Origin of the sequence: Arthrobacter sp. Cr_A7 (assembly GCF_029222765.1) — a bacterium.
In the GTDB taxonomy this organism is placed as follows: Bacteria; Actinomycetota; Actinomycetes; order Actinomycetales; family Micrococcaceae; genus Arthrobacter.
The window spans coordinates 1-10,630 of the sequence record NZ_JARHXQ010000088.1 but is presented as its reverse complement, the minus strand read 5'-3'; the positions used below and the strand labels follow the sequence as shown (position 1 = coordinate 10,630).

The following is a 10,630-nucleotide window of genomic DNA, read 5'->3' as shown; positions in this document are numbered from 1 at the left end:
CACCCCGTGGCGCACCACATCACTATCTCGAAAGGCACTCCCATGCGTTCGCCACGGCGTGTGATTTTTTCCCTCTCGGTTACGGCATCAGCCGCACTCTTCCTGAGTGGCTGCATGGTCAACGCGTCGGTCGAAAACCGGGACGCGGCAACGGCCCCGGCCACCCAGCCGCCCTCCGCCAGCGCTCCGCCAGCCACCCCTTCGGAAAAGCCGACGACGACAGCCGCGCCGCCGCCCATCACTGCGCCGGCGGAGCCGCTCCCGTCGGCCGCCCCGCCGTCGTCGTCCGATCCGGCACCCGCTCCCGCCGAGCCCGTCACCTTTACCTTTCCTGACGGCCGGCTGTCGTTTACCCACCCGGCCGGCTGGCGGGTGGAGCACAGCCAGGGTGGGGCGTCACCCTCTGTTGAAAACGCGACTGTGTATGACGCCAGCGGGAACGAGCAGATCGGGATCTTCTACAGCGAGGTGGGGGGTGGTGTTGCCGGTCCCCACACCAGGACCGTGTTCTTCTCCGAGCCAGTCCCGGGATTGCAGGGGCATTCAGGTCCTGAGACCGCCCACGCCTCCTTCTATGTCGACCGTATCGACGGCGCCCCCCATTACCGGCTGTCGCTAACGCACAGGGCAGCCGTCTCGCCGGATGGCACGGAAGGCGCTGACGTTGTCATCGTCGGTGGCAACCGAGTGCTGGCTGCAAACGTCGTATTCACGGGAGGGCCATTTGCCAGTGACGAGGCGGCCAAGGCCTGGTTCGCCGGGTCTGAAGGCCAGGCGCTGACGGCGATTCTGATGAGCTTTTCCTACCGCTGACCCGCCGTTAAGGAAGCCCGCCCCCGCATCCGTGAGGGCGGGCTTCCTTGTATCCGGCCGGCCGGGTACGTTATTTGGCCTGGACGCGGCGCAGGAACTGGGCGGTCCGGTCCTTGAGGCCTTCGATTTGGCGGAGGACGACGGCGGCGGGTACAGGGTTAATCTCGTTGGCCGGCGGTTCCTTGCGGACGTTGCCGCAGCACAGGAAGTCGGCGCAGATGAGGGTGCCCACTGTGTTCCCGTCGCGGCCGGACTGGCCGGCGCGCCTGGCCACCCACAGCAGCACGTCCTCCTTGGAGAAGACGTCCCGGCAGAGTTCGCAGAGCACGGAGCGGTTTTTCCGGGCGCCGCCCTCGGGGGCGCGCAGCATGATGCCGGTCAAGCCTTGAAGGCCGGGGACTACAAGATAGCCGCGCAGGGGCATCTTCTCGTCGCGCCAGCCCAGGAAGTCGAGGTTATCCCAATCAAGGGAGTCGAAATCCTTGGGCAGGCTGAGCTTGGCGGCTTCTGAACGGCTGGCATTGATGAACGAAGATCGGATTTGTTGGGGCGTGACTGATTGCATGCCTGAACTTTCGTAAGAGATGGGACCCGAAAAAAGGGTGAGGAAACGAGGAGTCAGTCATTCCCCGCGGAGCAGGCCGCAACGGCCGCCCCGCTTTCCATGGCAACGGCGGCGCTGAAGGCCGGGCGCGTGCACATCTCTCTGGTTCCCATCTTTTCTGCCAGCTGGTTGGTCCGTGTATGGAACCAGCACTGTCATCCTGCCAAAAGGGGCATCGCCTGTCCAAGGCAGCGACACGCACCCGGTCCTGTGTCCTTCGTCACCTTGGGGAATAAGTTACGAAAACCTTGCGTAATGGAGCGGAGGCTAGGCTAGCCTTACTTAGGTTCGCTTCATTCACCTAAGGAGTTCCGTGACTTCCCCCCTCTTCACCGGCCTCAGTGCCACCCGCCGCACGCTGTTCTCATCAGCCGGCAAGGCGACGGCTGTTCTGGCCGCAGCGGCGCTCTCCCTCTCGGCATGCGCCACCGGCCCCGCGTCCTCCACCACAGACGCCAGCGCTTCAAGCTCCAGCAGCGCGCAGTTCCCGGTCACCATCGAGCACGTCTTTGGCAAAACCACCATCGAAAAGCAGCCCACCCGGGTAGCCACCGTTTCCTGGGTCAATGACGACGTCGCCATTGCCCTGGGTGTAGTGCCTGTGGGTGTCCCCAAGAACGAGTGGGGCGGCAACGACCAGGGCTCCACCCCCTGGAAGGACGCAGCCCTTGAGAAGCTCGGCGCCGGGTTCGGTTCCGACAAGGCTCCGGCCCAGTATTCGGAGGCTGACGGCATCAACTTCACCGAGATCGCCAAGCTCACCCCGGACGTCATCCTGGCCGCCTACTCAGGACTGACCGAAGAGGACTACAAGAAGCTCAGCGAGATCGCACCCGTGGTGGCCCACCCTGAACTTGCTTACGGCACTTCCTGGCAGGACTCCACGTCCATCATCGGCAAGGCCCTCGGCAAGGATGCCGAAGCCACCAAACTTATCTCCGACACCGAGGCCACCATCAAGGAAAAGGTCGCCGAACACCCGCAGATTGAAGGCAAGAGCTTCATCTACGGCAACCTCGAGCCTGCCAAGGGCGACGGCGTCAACGTCTACACCGCCAACGACAACCGCCCCCGCTTCCTCTCCGAAATCGGCATGAAGCTGGCTCCCGTAGTTGAGGACAACTCCAAGGATTCCAAGGAATTCTTCATTCCCTGGTCCGCAGAGAAGGCCAACGAACTTGAGTCAGACGTGTTCGTGACGTGGGTTCCGGACTCCTCCACAGCCGACGCCATCAAGGCGGATCCGCTGCTCAGCCAGATTCCGGCCATCAAGAACGGCGCCCTGGTTGCCGATTCGAACAACACCCTGACGCTGTCCATCTCCGCCGCCTCCCCGCTGAGCCTGCCGTGGTCACTGGACACGTTCCTGCCGCAGCTGGCCACCGCAGCGGACGCAGTGAAGTAAGCACCGTTCCATGACGCACAGTACAACGATGGCGGCCTCCCGGGAGGGGGACGCGGGCACCCCGGTGCCGGCGAAAGGATCCCGCCACCCCGCTTCCGGGGGAAAGCGGGCTGCCTGGCTGCTGGCCGCCGTCGTTGTACTTGCGCTCCTGGCCGCGGCCTCGCTGGCCGTCGGCGCCCGCGGTCTTCCCCTCGGCACCGTCTGGGATGCGCTCACGCAGTTCGATCCCGCCAACGGCGACCATGCGGTGGTCCACGCCCGCATCCCGCGCACCGTCCTTGGCCTGCTGGCCGGCGGAGCCCTGGGCCTTGCCGGTGCTGCCATGCAGGGTGTGGCCCGCAATCCGCTCGCCGATCCCGGCATCATGGGCGTCAACGCGGGCGCCGCGCTGGCCGTCGTCACCGGCATTTACGTTTTTGGTGTGGCCACTCTCTCCGGCTACATCTGGTTCGCCTTCATCGGGGCGGCAATCGCCGCCGTCGTGGTCTACCTCATCGCCTCCCTCGGCAGGGAGGGTGCCACCCCTGTGAAGCTGGCCCTTGCCGGCGCCGCGCTGAGCGCAGGCCTGTACTCCCTGATGAACGTCATCCTGGTCTCCAGCCAGGACACCCTTGACCGTTTCCGCTTCTGGCAGGTGGGCGGCGTGGCCGGCCGCGACTGGTCCGTGGTCCTGCCCGGCGTTCCCTTCCTGGCCATTGGCGCCGTCATCGCGCTCCTGACCGGCCGTATCCTCAACAGCCTGGCGCTCGGCGACGACATCGCCCGCGGCCTCGGCCAGCGGGTTGGCCTGGTTCGGGCCGTGACCGCCCTGGGAATCGTGCTGCTGTGCGGGACAGCCACCGCGCTGGCCGGTCCCATCGGGTTCGTGGGTCTTGTTATTCCGCACGCCGTGCGCTTCCTCACCGGCCCCGACTACCGGTGGATCCTGCCGTTCTCCCTGGTGGCGGCTCCCGTGCTGCTCCTGGGTGCGGACATCATCGGCCGCGTGGTGCTCCTCCCCGGTGAAGTTCCCGCCGGCATCATGACCGCCCTCGTCGGAGCGCCCGTGTTCGTCTGGCTGATCCGCCGCGGTAAGGGGGCCGGCCTGTGAGCATCACCCAGACTCCCCGCGAAATGGCACTTGACGGCAGTCCGAGAGGGAAACACCCCCGTTATCTGCCATCTCGGGTACTGAACCGGACCGCGGTCCTGGCCGCCGCCGTCGTCGTCCTGTTCGCCGTGTCCGTCCTGCTGGGCAGCTACACCGTGACCATCCCCGACTTCTTCAAGATCATGATCGCCCACCTCACCGGCGGCGACAAGATCCCGGGCGCCAGCTTCATCGTGATGGAAAACAAGCTGCCTCGGGCGGTCATCGGCACCATGATCGGCGTCGCCTTCGGCTTGGCCGGCGCGCTGTTCCAGACAATGCTCCGCAACCCGCTGGCCAGCCCCGACGTCATCGGCATCAGCTACGGCGCCAGTGCCGCCGCCGTCATCGCCATCGTCATCTTTGGTGCGTCCGGCGCCGTCGTTTCCGGGGCAGCCCTGGCCGGCGCCCTCGCCGTGGCCGCTCTGATCTACGCCATCTCGACAGGCGGCGCGATCCGGGGGACCAGCCGCGGGAACGCGGCCGGCAACCGCCTGGTCCTGGCCGGCGTCGGCATCGCCGCGGCCCTGCACGCGGTGGTCAACTTCCTGATGACCCGCGCAGACATCCGCACCGCCGCCGACGCCCTCGTCTGGCTCAACGGATCCCTGAACTCCGCCAACTGGGACCGCGCCGGCGTCCTGTTCCTCGCCCTCGTGGTCCTGGTCCCGGCCGTGGCCGTCATTGCTGGCCCGCTGCGGATCCTGGAGCTGGGCGACGACGCTGCTGCCGGCCTGGGCATTCGGGTCAACGCGGCACGCCTTTCGCTGGTGATCATCGCCGTGACGCTTGCGGCAGTGGCGACGGCGGCGGCAGGCCCGGTCTCGTTCGTCGCCTTCCTGGCCGGGCCCATCGCCCGCCGCTTCACCGGCAAAGCCAGCCTCCCGGCGTCGGCACTGGTAGGCGCCCTGATTGTCCTCGCGGCAGACTACTTCGCCGCCAACCTTGCCCCACTGCTGCTGGACGGCACGGTCCTGCCGGTGGGCGTCATCACCGGTGCGCTTGGTGCCCCGTTCCTGCTGTGGCTCCTGGTTACGGCCAACCGAAAGGATGCCTGACGTGGCTGTTCTCAACGCCAAGGACCTGACGCTGAAATACGATCAGCGCTGCGTGGTGGACGGCCTCAGCGCCGAGATCCCCGAGGGCAAGGTGACCATGATCGTGGGCGCCAACGCGTGCGGGAAATCCACCCTGCTCCGGGGCCTTTCCCGGCTCCTCAAGCCTGCCGCCGGCACCGTGACGCTGGACGGCAAGGACATCCACGCCCGCCCGGCGCGGGAACTGGCACGCACCCTGGGCCTCCTGCCGCAGCACCCCACCGCCCCCGACGGCATCACCGTCCGCGACCTGGTGGGCCGCGGACGCTACCCGCACCAGGGCTTCTTCCGCAGCTGGAGCGACAAGGACGACGCCGCCGTGCAGCGCGCGCTGGAAGCCACCGAGACGCTGGCCCTCGCCGGGCGCGACGTGGACGAACTCTCCGGCGGCCAGCGGCAGCGGGTCTGGATCGCGATGGCCCTCGCCCAGGAAACCGACGTCCTGCTCCTCGACGAACCCACCACCTACCTGGACCTCGCTCACCAGGTGGAAGTCCTGGACCTCGTCACGGACCTGAACCGTAAACGCGGCACCACGGTGGCCATCGTCCTGCACGACCTTAACCTTGCCGCCCGGTACGCGGACAACGTCATCGCCATGAAAGGCGGCGCCGTAGTGGCCGTCGGCAACCCCCTCGACGTGGTCACCGAAGACCTGGTGCGCAACGTCTTCAACCTTGAATCCCGTGTCATTCCGGATCCTGTATCCGGAACCCCCCTGATCATTCCCATCGGCCGCCACCACGTCCCCGCCACTGAACTGGAGCTTGTTTCATGAAGACCCGAGAAGTTGCCTCCACCGAGCCGATGACCCTCGCGTTCGAGGTCACCGTATCCTCCGTCCAGGAACTCAGCCCCAACTTCCGCCGGATCACGTTCGGCGGCTACTCGCTCCGTGATTTCGGCGTCCACGGGGAAACCCTTGACCTGCGGGTCAAGCTCATGATCCCGTCGCTCGCCGCTGACGGCACCGCGCTGCCGCTTCCGGCCTTCGAGATGAGCCAGGCCGGCTGGTACCGCGAATGGCTGGAGATGGACCCGGCCGTGCGCGGGTCAATGCGCACCTACACTGTCCGTCAGGCCCGGCTGGACGCCGTCTACCCCGAAATCGACGTCGACTTTGTAATGCACTTCGATGACCACGGCAACGGCGGCCCCGCGGCCAACTGGGCCCTCAACGCCAAGCCCGGCGACGCCATCACCATCATCGGCCCCAACAACCGTGCCGCCCACTGCGTCACTGCCGAAATCTACTCCGGCATCGAGTGGCGGCCGGGCCTCGCCCAGCGGGTCCTCCTCGCCGGCGACGAAACAGCCATTCCGGCCATCTCCGCCATCCTGGAAAGCCTGCCGGAGTACATGACCGGGCACGCGTTCCTCGAAGTTCCGGAGGCCGGCGATTTCCTGGGGCTCAGCTCACCTGCCAATGTCGAGATCACCTGGCTGGCCCGCGGCGCCTCGATCGGCCGGTCCCGCCCGCACGGCCAGTTGCTCCAGGACGCTGTCCGCAAAGCCGTTCCCGTGCCCGGCTGGGTGGGGCTCAAAGAGGTCGACGGCGGCGCCGGCCCCGAGCCCGAAGACGTCAACGTGGACGAGGACATTCTCTGGGAGACCCCCACCCGGATGGAAACCGCAGAGATCCAGGCAACCAAAAACCCTGACATGCCCGCCGGTGCCATGCCCTTCTACGCCTGGATCGCCGGCGAAGCGGCCGTCATCAAGGACATGCGCCGCTACCTGGTCCGGGACGTCGGGATTGACCGGAAGCAGGTGGCCTTCATGGGGTACTGGCGGCAGGGCAAGGCCGAGGGGTAAGCCCCTGCGGTCCTTGGCTGGGTGCGCCAGCGGCGCACTTTTGCCGTCGCTTAGACACCTCCCGCCGCTTCCTTCGGCCGCGGGCGGCCTCACTCTGCTCTGGTCGGCGATGCGCTCCTACGCAAAAGTGCGCCGCCGGCTCGATGCGTCGCTCGCCTTTGCTGTCGCCCCCCGCAACGCTCGCTCACCTTTTGCCGCTCAAACCCAAACGCTCTCGCACTTTCTGTTCATCCCGGCGTCGTTCTTCCTTTTCCTTTGGTGGCTAGGTTGGGGTGGTGTCTGCTCAACCTTTGCTTCCTGAGTCCGGGCGGCGGGTGTTTGTTGCCCTTGGGGACTCCTTTACCGAGGGTGTGGGGGACCGGGACGACCGGCTGCCCAACGGGGTTCGGGGCTGGGCTGACCGGGTGGCGGAAAAGCTGGCCAAGGCGCAGCCGGGATGGAAGTACGCGAACCTTGCGATCCGGAGCAAGCGGCTCCGGCAGATTATCGACGAGCAGCTGGAACCTGCGCTGCGCATGAAGCCCACGCTGGTCACGCTCTACGCCGGGGGCAACGACATCCTGGACCTCAAAACGGATATGGCCGCACTGATGGCGGACTACGAACAACTCGTTGCGCAGCTGGCGGAAACCGGGGCAACACTGGTCCTGTTTACCGGATTCGACGTCAAGGTCTCTGCGCTGCTCGAGCCGCTCAAGAAACGCAACGCGTTCTACAACCAGCAAGTGCGGGCCATCGCGGCGAAGTACGGCGCCGTACTGGTGGACTATTGGTGCCTGGACGCGTTCCATGACCGTCGGATGTGGGACTCGGACCGGCTGCACATGTCAAAGGTCGGGCACAAGTACTTGGCCGGGCAGGTGCTGGACCAGTTGGGAGTCCCCCACAAAATCACACTCAAGGACTGGGAACCGCCAACGCGGCTCACCCTGCGGGAGTGGGAACAGCGGCAACGGCGTTGGATCCATGACTGGGTCCTGCCACTCTTCGGCCGGAAGCTGCGGGGTGTCACCCTGGGTGACGAACTTACGGCGCGCTGGCCGAAACCGGTCAAGGTGCCCCGGAAGGGCGGGCTGAAGAAACTGGTGGCAGAAGACCCTGCCGGCGTGGCTGAAGGCTAGCTGTCCAGGAGGATTTCGTAGCCCGGCGCCACCCGGGCGGCGTGGAACTCCACTACCTCGAAGTCCGCCACCCCATTCGTATAGAACGGGTCCAGCTTCAGGGAGGCGTCCAACGTGGCCCGGTCCGCCTGGGAGAGCAGCAGGCCACCCGTGCGGGGGACCTTCCGGCCGGCAGCGATAAAAACGCCGTCGTCAAAAGCCTTCTGGAGCCAGCTTATGTGGGCGTCATGGTGGAAATCGACGATGTCCTGCGGAACCCGATAAGTCAGGGAGACAACATACATCCGCCCAGCCTACCGGCACGGTCATCGTCGGTTGAAGGATCAATCGTAGAATAGGGACATGACCGAACCGCGCTGGCTGAACGCCGACGAACGACGTGCCTGGCTGGCCCTGGTGAGCATCAACACCCTGCTGCCGGCAGCCCTCGACACCAAGCTTCATGCCGAAGGCAAGTTATCGCTCTTCGACTACACCGTCCTGGCCATGCTCTCCGAGGCGGACGAGCGGTTCCTGCCCATGAGTGAACTCGCCGCCCGCAGCAGCGCGTCCCTTTCCCGGCTTTCCCACGTGGTGACGAAGCTGCAGAAGCGGGGCTGGGTGGAGCGCCAGCCCCATCCCCACGATGCCCGTGTCACCATCGCCCACCTTACGGAGGAGGGCATGGCGACCATCGTTGGCTTGGCGCCCGGCCACGTCGAAGCGGTACGGGACCTCTTCCTCGACGCCCTGTCAGAGCAGGATGTCCTCGATCTGGCGCGGATCGGTGAAAAAGTGGTGGGACGCCTGGACTCCGACCATTGGATCCTGCGGGAAAGCTAGCCCAGCCGGTTGGTTGCTTCCAGCAACGGGTGGCAAACTAGCCGGATGGATTTCACTTCCCGGTTCGTGGCACTCGGCGATTCCTTCACTGAAGGCGTGGGCGACGACGACCCCACCCGCCCCAACGGTGTCCGTGGCTGGGCCGACCGTGTTGCCGAGCAGCTTGGCGAAGCCGACCCCGGCTTCGGCTACGCCAACCTCGCCATCCGCGGCAGAAAGCTTCGGCAGATCCTCGCTGAGCAGGTGGACGCCGCCGTCGACCTTAAACCCACCTTGGTGAGCATCTACGCAGGTGCCAACGACATTCTCCGCCCACGGATCGACATCGATGACCTCCTTGCGGAGTACGACGACGGCATCCGCAAGTTGGCTGCCACGGGCGCAACCGTGGTGATGTTCACCGGATTCGACGCCCGGGGCTCCAAAGTGTTCGGCACCATGCGCGGCCGCACCGCGATCTACAACGAACTGGTCCGCGGCATCGCCGGGGACCACGGCGCCCTGCTCGTGGATTACTGGCGCTTCAGCGAGTACTACGACTGGGGCATGTGGGCGCGGGACCGGATGCACATGTCCGCGGCCGGGCACGCGAACATGGCCAAGCGCGTCATGGAGGTGCTGAAGTATGACCACTCCATCGACATCCCGCCCATGACCCCGGTGCCGGAACTGCGCGGTGCCGAGGCCTTGCGCGCCAACGCCCAGTGGTTTCGGGAGTACGCCGGTCCCTGGGTTGTCCGCCGCGTTACCGGCAAGTCCTCCGGCGACAACCTGTCGGCCAAGTACCCGCAGCTCACACGCCTCGAGCCGGACCGGGTCAGCGGAAGCAGCTGACCCGGCTGTTTCCGGTGCTGTGCTTATACACCCATTCGCCCCGGATTGGTCTTTAATTGCGTGAACTCGTAGACTTGGTAGGCGCTAAGTGCGCGGAGCGTGCGCAATTGCTCCGGTTGCCCGGTAATTTCTCCAGGGTGGCCGGTAGTTAGGGGCTCAAGTTGCGTGACTAACCGTTCGCCCTTCTTTATTTTTGGGTCGCCCTTAGCAGCATGGTCCAGCAGCAGATATGCGGATCATTACTTTCAATTCTTGAGGAGAAGTCATGGCAGCACACTGCCAAGTGACCGGGGCCGAGCCGGGCTTTGGGCACAGCATTTCGCACTCGCACCGCCGCAACAAGCGTCGGTTCGATCCGAACATTCAGAAGAAGCGCTACTGGGTTCCGTCCCTGCGCCGTAACGTCACGCTGCAGGTCTCTGCACGTGGCATCAAGACCATCGACGTACGCGGCATCGACGCAGTCGTCGCCTCTATCCTGGCTCGTGGGGTGAAGCTCTAGTGGCTAAGGACAAGGACGTACGTCCGATCATCAAGCTCAAGTCGACCGCGGGCACGGGTTACACCTACGTAACCCGCAAGAACCGTCGTAACGACCCGGACCGTATGGTTCTGAAGAAGTACGACCCCAAGATCCGCCAGCACGTCGAATTCCGAGAGGAGCGCTAAACATGGCTAAGAAGTCCAAGATTGCTCGCAACGAGCAGCGCAAGGTCATCGTTGAGCGTTACGCTGCAAAGCGCCTCGAGCTGAAGAAGACCCTGGTTGACGAAAACGCAACCGACGAAGCACGCGAAGCAGCCCGCCTGGGCCTGCAGAAGCTGCCCCGCAACGCGTCCCCGATCCGTCTGCGTAACCGCGACATCATCGACGGCCGTCCCCGCGGTACCTTCCAGAAGTTCGGCATCTCCCGTGTCCGCTTCCGCGACATGGCCCACAAGGGCGAACTTCCGGGCATCACCAAGTCTTCCTGGTAATCCCGCGCAGCTG

The 10,630-nt window shown here is 65.4% G+C and carries 14 protein-coding genes; 12 read left to right on the top strand and 2 right to left on the bottom strand.

The features are described 5' to 3' along the window. The first annotated feature begins 114 nt into the window (after window positions 1-114). The gene (locus tag P2Q66_RS05410) at window positions 115-813 is read left to right on the top strand and encodes a hypothetical protein (protein ID WP_275726188.1); all 699 of its coding nucleotides are present in this window, start codon (window positions 115-117) and stop codon (window positions 811-813) included. 70 nt (window positions 814-883) lie between these two features. Here P2Q66_RS05410 and P2Q66_RS05405 read toward each other — a convergent pair whose 3' ends face one another. Next, complete coding sequence (locus P2Q66_RS05405; protein ID WP_275726186.1) at window positions 884-1,378, bottom strand: FBP domain-containing protein; 495 nt, start codon at window positions 1,376-1,378, stop codon at window positions 884-886. Window positions 1,379-1,730: 352 nt separating this feature from the next. On the opposite strand from P2Q66_RS05405, the gene P2Q66_RS05400 reads away from it, so the two are divergent. The 6 genes from P2Q66_RS05400 to P2Q66_RS05375 all read left to right on the top strand — a co-directional run bounded on the left by P2Q66_RS05400 (window position 1,731) and on the right by P2Q66_RS05375 (window position 7,984). Next, window positions 1,731-2,822: an iron-siderophore ABC transporter substrate-binding protein gene (locus P2Q66_RS05400; RefSeq protein WP_275726185.1), complete on the top strand. Its 1,092-nt coding sequence runs from the start codon at window positions 1,731-1,733 to the stop codon at window positions 2,820-2,822. 10 nt (window positions 2,823-2,832) lie between these two features. After that, entirely contained in the window at window positions 2,833-3,912 is a 1,080-nt protein-coding gene (locus tag P2Q66_RS05395) for an iron chelate uptake ABC transporter family permease subunit (RefSeq protein ID WP_275726184.1), read from the top strand. A gap of 23 nt (window positions 3,913-3,935) precedes the next feature. Continuing rightward, the gene (locus P2Q66_RS05390; RefSeq protein WP_275726190.1) at window positions 3,936-5,009 is read left to right on the top strand and encodes an iron chelate uptake ABC transporter family permease subunit; all 1,074 of its coding nucleotides are present in this window, start codon (window positions 3,936-3,938) and stop codon (window positions 5,007-5,009) included. Window position 5,010: 1 nt separating this feature from the next. Continuing rightward, window positions 5,011-5,826, top strand: a complete 816-nt coding sequence (locus tag P2Q66_RS05385) for an ABC transporter ATP-binding protein (protein WP_258868587.1) — start codon at window positions 5,011-5,013, stop codon at window positions 5,824-5,826. Beyond that, window positions 5,823-6,863 carry a siderophore-interacting protein gene (locus P2Q66_RS05380; protein ID WP_275726182.1) on the top strand — a complete coding sequence of 347 codons (1,041 nt, stop codon included), beginning with the start codon at window positions 5,823-5,825 and terminating at the stop codon, window positions 6,861-6,863. The genes P2Q66_RS05385 and P2Q66_RS05380 overlap by 4 nt, the downstream gene beginning before the upstream one ends. Before the next feature lie 275 nt (window positions 6,864-7,138). Further along, entirely contained in the window at window positions 7,139-7,984 is an 846-nt protein-coding gene (locus tag P2Q66_RS05375) for an SGNH/GDSL hydrolase family protein (protein ID WP_275726180.1), read from the top strand. On the opposite strand, the gene P2Q66_RS05370 is transcribed toward P2Q66_RS05375, so the two are convergent. After that, window positions 7,981-8,268, bottom strand: a complete 288-nt coding sequence (locus tag P2Q66_RS05370; protein WP_275726178.1) for a YciI family protein — start codon at window positions 8,266-8,268, stop codon at window positions 7,981-7,983. The two genes, P2Q66_RS05375 and P2Q66_RS05370, sit on opposite strands and share 4 nt — an antisense overlap. Window positions 8,269-8,326: 58 nt before the next feature. On the opposite strand from P2Q66_RS05370, the gene P2Q66_RS05365 reads away from it, so the two are divergent. The 5 genes from P2Q66_RS05365 to rpsN all read left to right on the top strand — a co-directional run bounded on the left by P2Q66_RS05365 (window position 8,327) and on the right by rpsN (window position 10,617). Continuing rightward, window positions 8,327-8,806 carry a MarR family transcriptional regulator gene (locus P2Q66_RS05365; RefSeq protein ID WP_079599116.1) on the top strand — a complete coding sequence of 160 codons (480 nt, stop codon included), beginning with the start codon at window positions 8,327-8,329 and terminating at the stop codon, window positions 8,804-8,806. A gap of 45 nt (window positions 8,807-8,851) precedes the next feature. Next, the gene (locus tag P2Q66_RS05360; protein WP_275726176.1) at window positions 8,852-9,640 is read left to right on the top strand and encodes an SGNH/GDSL hydrolase family protein; all 789 of its coding nucleotides are present in this window, start codon (window positions 8,852-8,854) and stop codon (window positions 9,638-9,640) included. Between the two features lie 265 nt (window positions 9,641-9,905). Next, complete coding sequence (gene rpmB / locus P2Q66_RS05355) at window positions 9,906-10,142, top strand: 50S ribosomal protein L28 (protein WP_015938871.1); 237 nt, start codon at window positions 9,906-9,908, stop codon at window positions 10,140-10,142. After that, a complete protein-coding gene (rpmG, locus tag P2Q66_RS05350; RefSeq protein WP_013602737.1) occupies window positions 10,142-10,309 on the top strand; it encodes a 50S ribosomal protein L33 in 168 nt (55 codons plus the stop codon). Before rpmB ends, rpmG begins: the two co-directional genes overlap by 1 nt. A 2-nt stretch (window positions 10,310-10,311) precedes the next feature. After that, window positions 10,312-10,617, top strand: coding sequence for a 30S ribosomal protein S14 (rpsN, locus tag P2Q66_RS05345; protein ID WP_009358853.1), 306 nt, complete (start codon window positions 10,312-10,314; stop codon window positions 10,615-10,617). Window positions 10,618-10,630 lie beyond the last annotated feature (13 nt).

Bases quoted from the DNA above. Each gene is read 5' to 3' on its own strand.
- P2Q66_RS05380 (WP_275726182.1), top strand. From the start codon at position 5,823: ATGAAGACCCGAGAAGTTGCCTCCACCGAGCCGATGACCCTCGCGTTC.
- rpmB (WP_015938871.1), top strand. From the start codon at position 9,906: ATGGCAGCACACTGCCAAGTGACCGGGGCCGAGCCGGGCTTTGGGCAC.
- P2Q66_RS05365 (WP_079599116.1), top strand. From the start codon at position 8,327: ATGACCGAACCGCGCTGGCTGAACGCCGACGAACGACGTGCCTGGCTG.
- P2Q66_RS05405 (WP_275726186.1), bottom strand. From the start codon at position 1,378: ATGCAATCAGTCACGCCCCAACAAATCCGATCTTCGTTCATCAATGCC.
- P2Q66_RS05370 (WP_275726178.1), bottom strand. From the start codon at position 8,268: ATGTATGTTGTCTCCCTGACTTATCGGGTTCCGCAGGACATCGTCGAT.
- rpsN (WP_009358853.1), top strand. From the start codon at position 10,312: ATGGCTAAGAAGTCCAAGATTGCTCGCAACGAGCAGCGCAAGGTCATC.
- P2Q66_RS05395 (WP_275726184.1), top strand. From the start codon at position 2,833: ATGACGCACAGTACAACGATGGCGGCCTCCCGGGAGGGGGACGCGGGC.
- P2Q66_RS05410 (WP_275726188.1), top strand. From the start codon at position 115: ATGGTCAACGCGTCGGTCGAAAACCGGGACGCGGCAACGGCCCCGGCC.
- P2Q66_RS05390 (WP_275726190.1), top strand. From the start codon at position 3,936: ATGGCACTTGACGGCAGTCCGAGAGGGAAACACCCCCGTTATCTGCCA.
- P2Q66_RS05360 (WP_275726176.1), top strand. From the start codon at position 8,852: ATGGATTTCACTTCCCGGTTCGTGGCACTCGGCGATTCCTTCACTGAA.